This is a genomic window from Autumnicola lenta, from assembly GCF_031846515.1.
Taxonomy (GTDB): domain Bacteria; phylum Bacteroidota; class Bacteroidia; order Flavobacteriales; family Flavobacteriaceae; genus Autumnicola; species Autumnicola lenta.
In genome coordinates this window covers 96,278-110,871 of record NZ_JAVRHO010000002.1, presented here as the reverse complement: position 1 = coordinate 110,871, position 14,594 = coordinate 96,278, and the positions used below count along the sequence as shown (strand labels likewise).

Below are 14,594 nucleotides of genomic sequence, written 5' to 3'. Positions count from 1 at the left end.
AAGCCTCACTTGTAGTGAGGCTTTACTTTTTTAACTCTTTAATCTATTTGGTGTAGGCCAGTCGTCTTGAGGCTTTACGCATAAGTGTATTAATCAAGCCATCTGTACTGCTGCCAAGGCTGCCAACCACCCTTTTGTTATAATTCCAAAGAAGTTCTCCATCCATCGCGTTGTTTACGCTCATATTAATCGTGGCAGAATTTGTGGCTCCCCAAAAACCAACAAGAACGCCAAGTGCAATGGAAGCACCGTCAGACATTGGCTTATCGGTTTCAAAGTTACCGCCAATAACAGCATCCACTTCTAAGAGTTCGGCCAGTTCTTCTGGTGTAAGGGCGGTGAGATCATAAATCTTGTTCTTCGCCAATATGGCATTAGTGCGCTTTGGATCCTGAACGTCAATAAACAATTTGCCGCGGCTTTTTCTTTTCAGGAACCATGAGTACATGGCGGCTTGTACAGCAGATCCTTCGCTTTTTTCCATTTCTGCCAGCTGTTCAACTGAAATTTCTTTCATTTGTTTAGGTCGTAGGCTTACCTTTGCAGTAAATGGCAGGATAGCAATTCTTTTGTGCTCTTTTGCAATTTGGTCAAAATTTGGGTTTTCATACAGGTGAGTTTGCGCGTTGGATGTAATCCCCATAAAGATGAAGAAGATGAAAATAAACGATTTTTTAGTAATTTTTTGCATGATGAACAATGATTAAGTTTAAGCGGTTAAATGTATGCGAAAATTCAATTGATCTTACAAGGCAATTAGTATAAATTTAATAATTGATGAAAGGAACTGTTTACAAGTCTACAGGTAGCTGGTACCTGATAAAAACCAAAGAAGGAGAACTCTATAACTGCCGAATAAAAGGAAAGTTCCGCCTTAAGGGGATTAAAAGTACAAATCCCGTTGCTGTAGGGGATAAAGTGGTTTTTGATCTGGAAGACCAGCAAGGAGATGAGCAGCAGGGAGTGATCAAGAAAATTGAAGAGCGGGAAAATTACATTATCCGGAAATCTGTCAACCTTTCTAAGCAAACCCATATTATAGCTTCAAATATAGACCAGGTTTTCCTTATAGTTACGCTCAATAACCCACCTACTTTTACAACATTTATGGACCGGTTTCTGGTCACTGCTGAAGCGTACGATATCGAAGCAGTCATCCTCTTTAATAAAACAGATACTTATTCTGAAGAAGAAGTGCTGGAAGTAAAATTTCTCGCTCAACTTTACAGGGACGTTGGTTATAAATGTGTGGGAATTTCAGCAAAGACAGGGAAGAATGTAGAGAAGGTTAAGGAAATGATGACTGGTAAAACCAGTATGTTTTCGGGACACAGCGGGACGGGAAAATCTACATTAATCAATGCACTTGAGCCTTCGTTGGATTTAAAGACTTCAGAAATTTCTGAACAACACCGGCAGGGGCAGCACACTACTACGTTTGCTGAAATGTTTGACCTTAGTTTCGATGCCAGAATTATTGATACGCCCGGGATTAAAGGTTTTGGAGTGGTGGATATGGAAAAGGAGGAAATTGGGGATTACTTTCCGGAATTTTTCGCGTTAAAACAAGATTGTAAATTTCATAATTGTCTGCACCTGGAAGAGCCGCATTGTGCTGTAAAAGAAGCTTTGGAAGAGGGAGAAATAGCCTGGTGCAGGTATAAAAGTTATTTACAAATAATGGAGGGTGAGGATGAGAATTACAGGATAGACAATTATCAAAAGAAATGAGAGTAGTATTACAAAGGGTTTCAGAAGCGTCTGTAACTATTAATCACCGTGTAAATGCGGTAATAAAACAAGGTCTCGTTATTTTATTAGGTATTGAAGATGAGGATACAAGTGAGGATATCGAATGGCTGTGTAATAAGATTATAAAAATGCGAATCTTCAATGATGAAGATGAGGTGATGAATCTATCCTTACTGGATATTGATGGGGACGCAATTGTGGTAAGTCAGTTTACACTCCATGCCAGCACTAAAAAAGGAAATCGACCCAGTTATATAAAAGCAGCCAAACCGGAAGTAGCGGTTCCTCTCTATGAAAAATTTATTGAAGTGCTGTCGGAAAAACTGGATAAAATAGTTGGAACGGGAGAATTTGGGGCAGATATGAAGGTAGCATTAATTAATGATGGACCTGTTACCATTCTCATGGACTCTAAAAATAAAAGTTAAAAAGTCTTAAAATTTTATATATTGCAGTCATTAATCTACCCTACCATAGAAATGTAATCTTTTAATGATTCTGAGTAAAATTTCAGTATATACAGTAGTACTATTTTTTTTAGCTAATTCTGCAGTTGCTCAAGATTTCAAGTTACCTAAGATTGCGGCAGAAGATTTAGAAGCTGCAATTTATCCTTTAGATTCTGCTGCGCCTGCAGTTTTTCTTTATAAAGTCAGAGAAACTTATTTTGATTATACTGAAGAGGATGGCTGGTCTATTATTACAGATGTGCGGGAGCGTATAAAAATTCTGGATAAGGAAGGGCTCGATTATGCTACTAAGAAAATCCCTGTTTTCAAAAGGGATAGTGAAAATGAACTTCTGGATAAAGTAGAGGGTATTACTTATAATCTTGAAAAGGGGAAAATTACCAAAACAAAGCTGGATGAGGATATTCTTTACAAGAAGAACATTAATGAGCATTGGGACGAATTCGCATTTACAATGCCCGCAGCAAGAGTGGGTTCGGTTATAGAATGGAGCTATCGCCTGGTATCTCCATTTTGGAAAATAGATGATCTCATATTACAGGAAGATATTCCTGTAGCTCATTATTTCTCAAGAATACGAAATCCTGAAATGTTTGGCTTTCGTATTATTAAAAAAGGTTCTTTTAAGATTGAACCTCGTTCTTCTGTCGAGAGAAGAAATTTAAATTTTACTTATGGCGGATATGGCGGATATGGCACCACCACTATGCGATCTAATTCGGCCAACCTAAGTTTTCCTGAAATCATCAGTGAATACGAAAAAGAGGATATACCGGCTTTAAAAACAGAACCCTTTGTCAACAATGTCAATAACTACAGGTATTCTGTTATTTATGAGTTAGTGTCCACAGAGTTTAATGAGGGGAATGTCAAAAATTATGCTACCGACTGGGCGGAAGTGGCAAAATCTATTTTCAAATCTAAAAATTTTGGAAAGCAACTCCAGGATCCGCATTTTTTAAGAAGTAATGCCGACATGCTGAAACAAAAATATCCTGATAAAAATGAAAGAATGGAGCAGGCTTTCAATCTTATAAAGGCAAGAATGACCTGGAATGGAGATTACAGTAAATATACTGATAAAGGATTATCCAGGGCCTATAAAGATGGAACAGGTAACGTTGCTGAAGTAAACCTTCTGCTTGTCGCGTTATTGAGAGAATGCGGTCTGGAAGCCAATCCAGTGCTGGTAAGTACACGAAGCAATGGTATTCCATCATTTCCTACCCTTGAAGGTTTCAATTATGTTATTGCAGGACTAAGGGTATCTGGTAAAAATATTTTGATGGATGCAACAGATAAACTCAGCACACCTAATGTTCTTCCTTCACGCGTGTATAACTGGAAAGGTCGCATGATAAGCGCCGTTGGTGCTTCGCAGGAGGTAGATCTTTATGATGGTCTTTTTGCTGATGAATATATTACCCTCGTGGCAGAGATAGATGAAGACGGCGTGCTAGCCGGCCACGTGAAGAAAAGGTACAAGGGCAATGAAGCTCTTAATTATCGTACTAAATATAATAGTGTTTCGAAAGAAGAAATGATAGCAAGGACCACAGAGGAATTAGCAATTGATAAGATTACAGATTTCCAGGTAGAGAATGTGTTTAGTTTTAATGAACCAATAGTGGAATCTTTTAGTTTCAAATCTGGTAAAAGTCTGGATCGCATAGGAGATAACACTTATTTTTCTCCGATGCTATTTCTTCGGCTAAATGAAAATCCATTTAAATCTACTGAAAGGAATTTCCCTGTAAATTTCATACATCCTTTTTCAGCCACAAAAACCGTTACTATTAAGATTCCGGAGAATCATAAAATTTTATCCCTTCCAAAATCCATAAATATTGCTCTTCCAAACAAGATTGGGACTTTTATTTATAGTGTAAGAGAGCAGGACGGCATGGTTCAGGCAATATCGCGGTTCTTTATAAATGAGCCTAATATTTCTTCAGGGGATTATTTTTCACTAAGGAAGTTCTATGAGCTTCGTGTAGAAGGAGAAAATGAAAAAATTGTTTTAAAGAAAGGCTGAGTGAAGCATAGAACGTAGGTTAATTTTCTCTTCCTGATATTATTATTCACTATTAAAAAAACTAATGCAAAAACTCCAAATTTTATTTCTGGTTATTATGTATCCTCTATGCATCCAGAGCCAGGAATTTTATCCTGTTTCAGAAATTGATTCTAATCTTCTCCAGAATACCAATGCTGTTGTTCGAAACTATAGTAGAAAAATAATTATTGAAGACCTGGATAAAGTTGTTGTAAAAACAAATAAGGTTATTACCATTTTAAATGAAAAGGGAAATAGGTTCCTTGGAGCATATGAATTATATGATAATTCTGAAAAAATCAAAGAGCAGAAGGCTACGATCTATGACAGGAATGGAGAAGAGCTTGAGAAATTTAAAAGCAGGGATTTTCGTGATCAGAGTAACTACCCTTCCTTTGTCTTATTTGCGGATAACCGGGTGAGCATCCTGGATTATGTGCCTCGTTCATACCCTTATACAATAAGCTATACCAGCGAGGTGGAAAGCGTGAACAGTGTTTTTCTTCCTGATTGGTGGCCGTTAAACAATTATAATATTAGTGTTGAAAATTCTTCCTATCAGATCATTAATGAAATACATGCACCGCTTCGGTTTTTAGAAAGCAATCTGGACAATATGCAACTGGAAAAGGATTTTGATGATTTTAATCTACATTATAGAGTTCGTAATATCGCTGCCATGCAACAAGAAGCATTAAGTCCCGATTTTTCCGAAGTAGCTCCAAAACTTCTTGTGGCATTGGGAGAGTTCCACTTAGCCGGTGTAAATGGCAAGGCCGAAAATTGGAAAGAGTTTGGTAAATGGCAATACGAAAATCTGGTGAAAGGACATGACGAATTGCCTGAAGAAACTATAGCGCAGGTTAGGACTTTGGTTAAAGATGCCAATTCTCTGGAGGAAAAGGCGGAGTTAATCTATGACTATGTACAGAATAAAACGCGATATATTGCAATCGCATTAGGAATAGGAGGATGGGAACCAGCCTATGCCAATGAAGTTGATCATCTTGGATATGGGGATTGTAAAGGCTTAACCAACTATACAAAGGCGCTCTTGAAATCGCAGGGAATTGAGGCTTACTATACAGTAGTTCATTCCGGGGACAAAATCGACATAGATCCAAAATTCACCAAAATGCAAGGTAATCATGTGATTTTAAATATTCCGCGGGAGGAGGGGGAAGATATCTGGCTTGAGTGCACCAGTCAATATTCACCATTTAATTATCTTGGTGATTTTACTGATGACCGTTACGTCTTAAAAATAACTCCTGAAGGCGGTGAAATTGTAAAAACCAAGAAGTACTCTGCAGAAGATAACCTTCAGAAAATTACATGCACAATTGCCGTTGAGGACGGAGGAGGATTTCATGCCGTATTTAACAGGCAAAGTACAGGTATTCCCTATGGTGACATTTTTCCCATAGCCAGGCAAACCGAGGAAATCCAAAAGCAGTATTATCGTGAGAAATGGTCTCATTTGCGAAATATTTCATTTGATGAGATAAAGTATTCTAATAGTAAGGACTCCATCAGGTTTACAGAACAGCTGATGTTCCACGGTGATAAATTTGCAGTTAAAGCGGGTAGTCGTATGCTCTTACCTTTAAATTTTATTAATAATCATCGTATGCAACTGCCGGATGACAAAAACAGGCAGCATCCTATCAAAATGAGCCGGGGTAAAACCTATTCAGATACCTTTAAGTATATTATTCCAAAAGCCTATGTAGTAGAGGCTTTTCCTGAAGGAACAGAATTAACCACAGATTTTGGTAGTTTTAGCTTTCAGGTTGAAAAGCAGGAAACAGAAAATGCTGTGGAACTAATTGTGAGAAGGTCGCTTATGTTTAAGGAAGGCGAATGGGCTCCGGAACGTTACCAGGATTTCAAAAGTTTTATGAACGCCATAGGCGATATGAATAATCAAAAAGCGGTCATCATAGAGAAAATCTAATTCAATAGCTAATATGAAAAATTACTACTTCCTCCTCATTACATTTTTTGTTATGAACCCTCTTTTCTCGCAGGACTTTAAATTCGGAAAAGTTTCCGAAGAAGAAGTGCTGGAAAAAGTTCACCCTTTGGATTCCGCAGCTAATGCAGTCATTCTTTATAAAAGTGAAGACACTTATTATGAGTTAAACCAAAATACAGGATTCACTCTTGTAACTGATGTTCACGAACGTATAAAAATTTATAATAAAGAGGGATTTGACTGGGCAACCAAAGAAATTACAGCTTATCAGAGTGGATCCGATCGGCAAAAAATTATTAATGTTAAAGGAAATACCTACAATATTGTAAATGGTAAACTTGAAGATGAAAAGCTGCACAAAGATGGGATCTTTGATGAAGAAGTCAACAAATACCGTCTTAAAACAAAATTTACTATGCCAGCTGTTACAGACGGGAGTGTAATTGAATTTTCATATACCATTCGATCTCCGTTCTTAACTCGTATAGGGGACACCAGGTTGCAATATACTATTCCTGTTAATAGAATGGAAGTGAAGGTGAAAATTCCCGAATTTTTTGGATTTAAGCTGCATTCTAACCTTAAATCCGGTTTAATTTTTAATATAGACAAATCTGGTGACACTTTTAGATATACTTATCAGGAGAGCAATAGAAGGAATAATGGCTGGACAATGTCGTCTAATTATTCCAGTAATTCTATAGATTACAAGCTGGATGTTTATGAGATTAACCAGGATGATATCCCTGCTTTAAAAGAAGAACCTTTTGTTGATTATCTCGAAAATTACGCTGCTTATATAAAATGGGAACTTATGTTTACAAAATTCCCCAATTCGCCCGTAAAGAATTTAACTGAAAGCTGGGAGAAGGTTACTAAAACTATCTATGATGGCAGCCTGGGAAGTGAATTAGACCAGGAGCGGTATTTTAGGAAAGATATTGATGAACTTCTTAAAGGAGTTTCCAATCCTGAAACCAAAGTAGCACTGATATATGGTTTTGTAAAGAAAAAAGTGAGATGGAATGACTTTGTGGGATGCTATGCAGAAAATGGTCTTAAATCTGCATATAAAGAGGGAGTTGGGAACTGTGCAGATATTAACCTGATGCTTACAGCCATGCTTAGATATGCAGGTTTAACCGCCAATCCCGTGCTTATAAGTACACCAGATAACGGGATTCCTGTGTTTCCTACAAGGAATGGGTTTAATTATGTAGTTTCCTGTGTAGAACTTCAGGATCAAACCGTGCTGTTGGATGCTACAGATCCCTTAGCTGCTATAGGAGAGCTGCCGAAGCGTGCCAGAAATTTTCAGGGTAGACTTATACGAGAAGAAGGTAGTTCAGACTGGGTGGACCTTATTCCTAATACGGTTTCTGAAGAAAAAGTGTATATGTATCTGGGGTTAAACGACAGTCTTAAACTGGAGGGTAAAGCCAGTAAAGCACATCAGGGGTTGTATGCGAAGCGATTCCGTGAAAATAACGGCATGAGTGATGAGAAATATCTGGAAAAACTGGAATCAAAATTAGGGGGATTTACTATTTCAGAACTTGTTGTTGATAATAAAAAGGACATAAGTGAAAATATTAGGGAAGCTTATACTTTTACAGCAAAGAATGCGGTAGAGGAAATCAACGGGAAAATTTATTTACAGCCGTTTTTGTTCGATGCAGTTAGGGAAAACCCGTTTAAAGCCGATGAGAGAAATTACCCAATTTTCTTTGATTTTCCTTCCTTACAAAATGAAAATATTACTTTTGTTGCTCCGGAGGGGTATATCCTGGAATCTGTTCCCGAAAGTGGAATTTTCCAGCTTAATGGGGGAGAAGTAAAATATACCTTTCTTGTACAGCAAAGTGGATCTGTCTTAAGTATAAGATCTACTTTGGATTTGCCAAAAACCTATTTTACGCCTGAAGATTATGAAGGTTTAAAGAAGTTTTACAGCCAGATTATTGAAAAACAAACCGAAGCAATAGTTCTTTCCAAAATATAAAAAATGAATATACAGGACGCTCAAAAAGCTGTTGACGAATGGATAAATGAACACGGAGTACGTTATTTCAACGAGCTCACAAACATGGCGCAACTTACCGAAGAGGTTGGGGAGGTTGCCAGGATTATTGCCCGTCGTTATGGGGAGCAAAGTGAGAAAGAAAGTGATAAAAATAAAGACCTTGGAGAGGAATTGGCAGATGTTGTTTTTGTAATTTTATGCCTTGCAAATCAAACTGGCGTCGATCTTCAAAAAGCGTTCGATAAAAAATTGGATTTGAAGACAAGACGGGATCACGACAGGCACCACAATAATGAAAAGCTGAAGTAAATGGGGTTTAAGAGCATTGTCTCACAAAGGAAATACTGGAAGTCTGTAGTTGTACTGGGGCTAATATTTGCCATTCTTTACAATCTCATTTCAATTCTTTTTGAATATGGCGGTTTTGCTTTTGAAAATTATTACAACGATCATATTGCCGGGGACAAGTTGCTAAGGTATATTTTAGCCCAACTTGGAGCCGCTCTTTTTTATGGAGTTATAGTTGCTTATGGCCAGTTTAGATCGAAGGAAAAACGAGAAGAAAATTCCGATAACTGAATTATATGGAAATCAAAATATCACATTCTGAAAAAAGGCTTTTTGGAAAATTACAAATAACCGGTTCTAAAAGCGAATCCAACAGGCTTCTTATTCTTCAATCTTTATTTCCTTCACTGCAGGTAAAAAATCTGTCCAATAGTGATGATACCCAGGTGATGAAGAAGGCGCTTCAGTCTGAAGATGAGATCGTAGATATACATCATGCAGGTACTGCCATGCGGTTTTTAACAGCATATTTTGCAGCTAAAGAGGGCAGGGAAGTAGTACTCACAGGAAGTCCGCGCATGCAGGAGCGACCAGTTAAACTACTGGTTGAGGCACTTAAAAGTATAGGAGCAGATATTTCTTATGAAAAGGAGCAGGGTTTTCCTCCGCTAAGGATAAAAGGGAAAAAACTCGTTAAAGATGAGGTAGTGGTGCAGGCAAATATCAGCAGCCAGTACATTTCGGCGTTAATGTTAATTGCACCTTCACTTCCAAACGGACTACAGATCAAGCTGGATGGGCAAATTACCTCGGCACCGTACATTTCCATGACGCTGGAAATGTTGCAGCACGCCGGCATCAAAGGAGAGTTTAAGAATAACAGAATCAAAATTGAACCTGTAGAAAGCCTGCCTTCGAAAACGATCAATATCGAATCGGACTGGAGTTCAGCCTCTTATTTTTACAGTATCGCTGCCATTTGTGATGAGGCAGAGCTAAAATTATCCAATTATCGTAAAACCAGCCTCCAGGGCGATTCGTGTTTGGCAAAAATATATAGCCAGTTGGGAGTGGAAACAGAATATGAAAAGGATTCCATTATTCTGAAGAAAAAGCCCTGTAAAAAGCCTAAGAGGATCACTGAAGATCTTCAGAATTCACCGGATATTGCTCAGACAATTGCTGTAACCTGTCTAGCTTTGGGAATTGAATGTCAGTTAACCGGTTTACATACGCTGAAGATCAAAGAAACCGATAGATTAGTCGCTTTAAAGAACGAAATTGAAAAATTTGGGGCAAAGGTGGACATTACGAACGACAGTCTAAGGCTGCATCCGGTAAAAACGTTCAATGAAGGGGCTTCTGTGGCTACTTATAACGATCACAGGATGGCAATGGCATTTGCGCCGCTTGCTCTTAAAGTGCCGTTTAAAGTTGAAGACGCTATGGTAGTTTCAAAATCCTATCCAGATTTTTGGGAAGATCTGGAAAGCCTGGGATTTTATGTACAAAGAGAAGGCTGAAAAATGCCAATTTTCGACCTGTAGTTCCGCCACGAATTCACGAATAATCTCAAGTGTGTCCGCAGAAGGTCCTTTCAGTGATTCTTCTGATTCTTGTCTCCTGTTTCATGGTTCAATTTAAGATGAACGCTCCAAAATGGCAATTATCGGCCTTGAGGAGGTACTGGTTCTTCAGAAAAACCCTGAAGTTCTTTTGTTATTCACAATGGAAATTAAGAAGGGCTGAAAAATGCTGATTTTCGACCTATATATTTTTCAGGAGCAGGTTGTAAAATCTCAAATGGAATCTTTTGTCACGAATTTCTGCTGAAATTCATAAGTTGTGATGGTTTTTCACGCATCCTGGTTCTTGTCTCCTGTTTCATGGTTCAATTTAAGATGAACGCTCCAAAATGGCAATTATCGGCCTTGAGGAGGTACTGGTTCTTCAGAAAAACCCTGAAGTTCTTTTGTTATTCACAATGGAAATTAAGAAGGGCTGAAAAATGCTGATTTTCGACCTATATATTTTTCAGGAGTAGATTGTAAAATCTCAAATGGAATCTTTTGTCACGAATTTCTGCTGAAATTCATAAGTTGTAATGGTTTTTCACACATCCTGGTTCTTGTCTCCTGTCTCCTGTTTCCTGTTTCCTGTTTCCTGTTTCAATTTAAGAATAGCCTTCAAAACGGCAATTTTCGGCACTATTTCCTTCCGAAGAAATCATTTTTTAAATAAAGTGCTATTTACTTGACAACCCCTATGTTGAGGTTGTATATTTGCCCCCTTTAAAAATTCAACTATGGGAATGAAACTTTCACACTTCAATTTTGAACTTCCAAAAGAACTTTTGGCTGAATATCCTTCAGAAAACAGGGATGAGGCAAAGCTAATGGTGCTAAACAGGAAGGATCAAACTATTGAACACAGGCAATTTAAGGACCTGATAGAGTATTTTGATCCGCAGGATGTAATGGTACTTAACAATACCAAAGTGTTTCCTGCAAGGCTTTTTGGAAACAAGGAAAAAACCGGAGCCAGGATCGAAGTGTTCCTTTTAAGGGAGTTAAATCCTGAAACCAAGCTTTGGGATGTGTTGGTGGACCCGGCAAGAAAAATTAGGATCGGGAACAAGTTATATTTTGGCGATGACGAAAGTCTTGTTGCAGAAGTTATCGATAATACAACTTCCAGGGGTCGTACATTGAGGTTTTTGTATGACGGTTCTTATATAGACTTCAGAAAAAAATTAAATGAATTGGGGGAAACTCCGCTTCCAAAGTATATCAAACGAGAGGTAGAAGCTTCAGATGAGGAGCGTTACCAGACGATATATGCGAAAAAAGAAGGTGCTGTTGCGGCACCTACTGCAGGATTACACTTTTCTAAGCACCTGTTAAAGCGTCTTGAAATTAAAGGAATCGATTTTGCTGAAGTTACCCTTCATGTTGGATTGGGGACTTTTAGTCCGGTGGAAGTGGAAGATCTTTCCAAGCACAAAATGGACAGCGAAGAAGCTTTTATTGAAGGTCCGGCAGTGGAAACAATTAATAAGGCGAAAACGGAAAGACGTAAAGTTTGTGCTGTTGGAACGACAGTAATGCGCGCTTTGGAAAGCTCGGTTTCTTCGAATCTTACGCTTAATGAGTTTGGAGGCTGGACCAATAAATTTATTTTCCCTCCTTACGATTTTAGTATTGCTAATTGTATGATTACTAACTTCCATACTCCAAAATCTACGCTTTTAATGATGGTTTCTGCATTTGCAGGACACGATTTTATGAAAAGAGCTTATGATGAGGCTGTAAAGGAAGGATATAAATTCTATACTTACGGAGATGCTATGTTGATTTTATAGCCTCTTAAATAATAATTTGAAAAAGACCCCACAGGTTTCTGAAACCTGTGGGGTCTTTTGTATTTTTGCAGCGTGAAAAACGAAAAGAAAGATATACGGGCTTTAACCAAAAAGCAACTTCAGGAATTCTTTGTCTCCCAGGGAGATAAATCCTTTAGAGGGAGCCAGGTTTATGAGTGGTTATGGAACAAAAGTGCCCATACTTTTGAAGAAATGACCAACATTTCCAAAGAGACCCGTGAGATGCTGAAGGAGAATTTTGTTATTAATCACATTAGGGTGGACCAGATGCAGCGCAGCAGCGATGGCACGATTAAAAATGCCGTAAAGTTGCACGACAGCCTCACTGTGGAGTCTGTGCTCATCCCTACGCCTAAACGTACTACTGCCTGTGTTTCTTCTCAAGTTGGTTGTAGTCTTGATTGCCAGTTTTGTGCAACGGCCAAATTAAAAAGAATGCGCAACCTCAATCCTGACGAAATCTATGATCAGGTAGTTGCCATAGATAACGAAAGCCGGCTTTACTTCGATAAACCGCTTTCTAACATTGTTTTTATGGGAATGGGCGAGCCTTTGATGAATTACAACAACGTGATGAAAGCTGTTGAGAAAATCACTTCTAAGGAAGGATTGGGAATGTCTCCTAAAAGAATTACCATTTCAACTTCTGGCGTTCCAAAAATGATTAAAAAACTTGCTGATGATGAAGCGAAAATTAAACTTGCAGTTTCATTACATTCGGCAATAGATGAGGTGCGGACGAAGATTATGCCTTTTAACGAAACTTTTCCGCTGAAAGATTTAAAAGAGTCTTTGGAATACTGGTACGCTAAGACGAAGAGCAGAATTACATATGAATATATCGTTTGGAAGGATATTAATGATAATCGCGTAGCGGCCCAGGCATTGGTGGATTTTTGTAAAGCGGTTCCCTGTAAGGTAAATTTGATTGAGTATAATCCTATAGATGACGGACATTTCCAGCAAGCATCTGCTGAGGCTACTACTATGTATCAGCACATGCTCGAAAGAAACGGAATTACCGTTACCGTAAGGCGTTCCAGGGGTAAAGACATAGATGCAGCCTGTGGTCAGCTCGCAAATAAATCGGCTTAATCTACGGGGACTAAAAGCAGCAGGATTTCCGCATAAAAAGTTATCTTTGCTCCCTGCTTTATGAAGGTAATTTCCCAAATAAAACTTCCGGTGGAAAAGGAGATGGAACTTTTTGAAAAAAAGTTCTTTCAGTCCATGTCTTCAAATGTAGCACTTCTTAACAGGATTACACACTACATCGTAAATCGTAAAGGCAAGCAGATGCGGCCTATGTTTGTGTTCCTCGTAGCTAAGATGGTTTCCGGCGGCACTGTTAACGAACGGACATATCGCGGTGCTTCAGTAATAGAACTTATACATACCGCCACACTGGTTCACGATGATGTTGTGGATGATTCTAACCGAAGGCGGGGTTTTTTCAGTATTAATGCGTTGTGGAAGAATAAAATTGCGGTTTTAGTTGGCGATTATCTGCTCTCCAAAGGATTACTGTTGTCTATAGATAATAATGATTTTGACCTTTTGAAGATAATTTCGGTTGCGGTAAGAGAGATGAGTGAAGGCGAATTGCTGCAGATTGAAAAGGCAAGACGATTAGATATTACAGAAGAAGTTTATTACGAAATTATTCGGCAGAAGACAGCTACTTTAATTGCAGCTTGTTGTAGTCTTGGCGCTGCTTCTGTAAAACCTGATTCTGACGATATGATTAAGATGCGCAGATTCGGGGAGCTTATAGGAATGGCTTTCCAGATTAAGGATGATTTATTCGATTATGGAGAAGCTCAAATTGGTAAGCCTACCGGGATAGATATTAAAGAGCAAAAGATGACGTTGCCTCTTATTTATACCCTAAATAATTGCTCGAGTAAAGAGAAATCCTGGCTTATCAATTCAGTCAAAAGGCACAATAAAGATAAAAAGCGGGTAAAAGAAGTTATAGAATTTGTTAAAACCAGCGGAGGTCTGGAATATGCTGAACAAAAGATGACAGAATTCCAGCAGGAAGCGTTATTGATTCTCGAAGAGTACCCACCCTCCACTTACCGGGATTCACTTGAGCTAATGGTGAATTACGTGATAGAACGAAAAAAGTAGGGTAGCAAATGTCGTTTATTCGACTTCGTTTTCATGGCGTTCCAATTCCTGAAGTTCCTCCTCTACTTTATTATCAATTTTCTCTGCGCCTTCTTTAAGTTTACGTCCGGCTTCACGTGTATTTTCTTCTATATCTTCACCTATGGCTTCAACCGCTTCTTCGGTCTTCTCCTGTGTACTTTCACGACAGGAATATAAAAAGCAGGACACGGCTACTATAAAAACTAAAACTACTTTTTTCATTGTTGTGATTATATTAAAAGTAAAAAGCCATTCCGAAATCAGAATGGCTTTAGAAAATATTAGTTCAAACGATGATTACATCTCGTCAGTTCCTTCTACTTCTGCTTCTACTTCGTTACCAGCTTCCTCGGTAGCATTCTCGATGTCTTCACCAGCTTCTTCAGCAGACTCTTCGATGTCGTTACCGATTTCTTCCATATCGTTTTCTACATTTTCTTCTGTAGTTTCTCTACAAGAATAGATAGAAAGAGACATTGTTGCTACCGCGA

General features: G+C 38.4%; 14 protein-coding genes. 11 read left to right on the top strand and 3 right to left on the bottom strand.

All coding sequences use genetic code 11. The features are described 5' to 3' along the window. Nucleotides 1-43: 43 nt before the first annotated feature. On the bottom strand, nucleotides 44-691 hold the full coding sequence (locus RM545_RS01700; protein WP_311493536.1) for a hypothetical protein: 648 nt from the start codon (nucleotides 689-691) through the stop codon (nucleotides 44-46). An 86-nt stretch (nucleotides 692-777) separates the two neighbouring features. Here RM545_RS01700 and rsgA point away from each other — a divergent pair, with 86 nt between their 5' ends. The 11 genes from rsgA to RM545_RS01645 all read left to right on the top strand — a co-directional run bounded on the left by rsgA (nucleotide 778) and on the right by RM545_RS01645 (nucleotide 14,082). Next, nucleotides 778-1,731 carry a ribosome small subunit-dependent GTPase A gene (rsgA, locus tag RM545_RS01695; RefSeq protein WP_311493535.1) on the top strand — a complete coding sequence of 318 codons (954 nt, stop codon included), beginning with the start codon at nucleotides 778-780 and terminating at the stop codon, nucleotides 1,729-1,731. Then, nucleotides 1,728-2,180, top strand: coding sequence for a D-aminoacyl-tRNA deacylase (gene dtd / locus RM545_RS01690; protein ID WP_311493534.1), 453 nt, complete (start codon nucleotides 1,728-1,730; stop codon nucleotides 2,178-2,180). The genes rsgA and dtd overlap by 4 nt, the downstream gene beginning before the upstream one ends. A gap of 64 nt (nucleotides 2,181-2,244) precedes the next feature. Beyond that, complete coding sequence (locus tag RM545_RS01685; RefSeq protein WP_311493533.1) at nucleotides 2,245-4,257, top strand: DUF3858 domain-containing protein; 2,013 nt, start codon at nucleotides 2,245-2,247, stop codon at nucleotides 4,255-4,257. 64 nt (nucleotides 4,258-4,321) lie between these two features. Further along, on the top strand, nucleotides 4,322-6,235 hold the full coding sequence (locus RM545_RS01680) for a DUF3858 domain-containing protein (RefSeq protein ID WP_311493532.1): 1,914 nt from the start codon (nucleotides 4,322-4,324) through the stop codon (nucleotides 6,233-6,235). 13 nt (nucleotides 6,236-6,248) lie between these two features. Continuing rightward, the gene (locus RM545_RS01675; RefSeq protein ID WP_311493531.1) at nucleotides 6,249-8,258 is read left to right on the top strand and encodes a transglutaminase family protein; all 2,010 of its coding nucleotides are present in this window, start codon (nucleotides 6,249-6,251) and stop codon (nucleotides 8,256-8,258) included. Nucleotides 8,259-8,261: 3 nt separating this feature from the next. Further along, the gene (locus tag RM545_RS01670; protein WP_311493530.1) at nucleotides 8,262-8,588 is read left to right on the top strand and encodes a nucleotide pyrophosphohydrolase; all 327 of its coding nucleotides are present in this window, start codon (nucleotides 8,262-8,264) and stop codon (nucleotides 8,586-8,588) included. Then, a complete protein-coding gene (locus RM545_RS01665) occupies nucleotides 8,589-8,858 on the top strand; it encodes a hypothetical protein (RefSeq protein WP_311493529.1) in 270 nt (89 codons plus the stop codon). A 5-nt stretch (nucleotides 8,859-8,863) separates the two neighbouring features. Further along, nucleotides 8,864-10,090 (top strand): 3-phosphoshikimate 1-carboxyvinyltransferase, encoded by a 1,227-nt coding sequence (gene aroA, locus RM545_RS01660; RefSeq protein WP_311493528.1) that lies wholly within the window; start codon nucleotides 8,864-8,866, stop codon nucleotides 10,088-10,090. 788 nt (nucleotides 10,091-10,878) lie between these two features. After that, the gene (gene queA, locus RM545_RS01655; RefSeq protein WP_311493725.1) at nucleotides 10,879-11,928 is read left to right on the top strand and encodes a tRNA preQ1(34) S-adenosylmethionine ribosyltransferase-isomerase QueA; all 1,050 of its coding nucleotides are present in this window, start codon (nucleotides 10,879-10,881) and stop codon (nucleotides 11,926-11,928) included. Nucleotides 11,929-12,000: 72 nt separating this feature from the next. Beyond that, a complete protein-coding gene (gene rlmN, locus RM545_RS01650) occupies nucleotides 12,001-13,044 on the top strand; it encodes a dual-specificity RNA methyltransferase RlmN (protein WP_311493527.1) in 1,044 nt (347 codons plus the stop codon). 60 nt (nucleotides 13,045-13,104) lie between these two features. Then, complete coding sequence (locus RM545_RS01645; protein WP_311493526.1) at nucleotides 13,105-14,082, top strand: polyprenyl synthetase family protein; 978 nt, start codon at nucleotides 13,105-13,107, stop codon at nucleotides 14,080-14,082. Nucleotides 14,083-14,097: 15 nt separating this feature from the next. Here the strand turns inward: RM545_RS01645 and RM545_RS01640 are convergent, their stop codons facing one another. Continuing rightward, nucleotides 14,098-14,325 carry a hypothetical protein gene (locus tag RM545_RS01640; RefSeq protein WP_311493525.1) on the bottom strand — a complete coding sequence of 76 codons (228 nt, stop codon included), beginning with the start codon at nucleotides 14,323-14,325 and terminating at the stop codon, nucleotides 14,098-14,100. 75 nt (nucleotides 14,326-14,400) lie between these two features. Next, nucleotides 14,401-14,580 carry a hypothetical protein gene (locus tag RM545_RS01635; protein WP_311493524.1) on the bottom strand — a complete coding sequence of 60 codons (180 nt, stop codon included), beginning with the start codon at nucleotides 14,578-14,580 and terminating at the stop codon, nucleotides 14,401-14,403. Nucleotides 14,581-14,594: the final 14 nt, after the last annotated feature.

What these genes read in the sequence shown, in the direction of transcription:
- dtd (WP_311493534.1), top strand. Translation starts at nt 1,728, where the DNA reads ATGAGAGTAGTATTACAAAGGGTTTCAGAAGCGTCTGTAACTATTAAT.
- RM545_RS01680 (WP_311493532.1), top strand. Translation starts at nt 4,322, where the DNA reads ATGCAAAAACTCCAAATTTTATTTCTGGTTATTATGTATCCTCTATGC.
- RM545_RS01670 (WP_311493530.1), top strand. Translation starts at nt 8,262, where the DNA reads ATGAATATACAGGACGCTCAAAAAGCTGTTGACGAATGGATAAATGAA.
- RM545_RS01700 (WP_311493536.1), bottom strand. Translation starts at nt 691, where the DNA reads ATGCAAAAAATTACTAAAAAATCGTTTATTTTCATCTTCTTCATCTTT.
- rsgA (WP_311493535.1), top strand. Translation starts at nt 778, where the DNA reads ATGAAAGGAACTGTTTACAAGTCTACAGGTAGCTGGTACCTGATAAAA.
- RM545_RS01665 (WP_311493529.1), top strand. Translation starts at nt 8,589, where the DNA reads ATGGGGTTTAAGAGCATTGTCTCACAAAGGAAATACTGGAAGTCTGTA.
- RM545_RS01635 (WP_311493524.1), bottom strand. Translation starts at nt 14,580, where the DNA reads ATGTCTCTTTCTATCTATTCTTGTAGAGAAACTACAGAAGAAAATGTA.
- RM545_RS01675 (WP_311493531.1), top strand. Translation starts at nt 6,249, where the DNA reads ATGAAAAATTACTACTTCCTCCTCATTACATTTTTTGTTATGAACCCT.
- RM545_RS01645 (WP_311493526.1), top strand. Translation starts at nt 13,105, where the DNA reads ATGAAGGTAATTTCCCAAATAAAACTTCCGGTGGAAAAGGAGATGGAA.
- RM545_RS01685 (WP_311493533.1), top strand. Translation starts at nt 2,245, where the DNA reads ATGATTCTGAGTAAAATTTCAGTATATACAGTAGTACTATTTTTTTTA.
- aroA (WP_311493528.1), top strand. Translation starts at nt 8,864, where the DNA reads ATGGAAATCAAAATATCACATTCTGAAAAAAGGCTTTTTGGAAAATTA.
- RM545_RS01640 (WP_311493525.1), bottom strand. Translation starts at nt 14,325, where the DNA reads ATGAAAAAAGTAGTTTTAGTTTTTATAGTAGCCGTGTCCTGCTTTTTA.
- queA (WP_311493725.1), top strand. Translation starts at nt 10,879, where the DNA reads ATGAAACTTTCACACTTCAATTTTGAACTTCCAAAAGAACTTTTGGCT.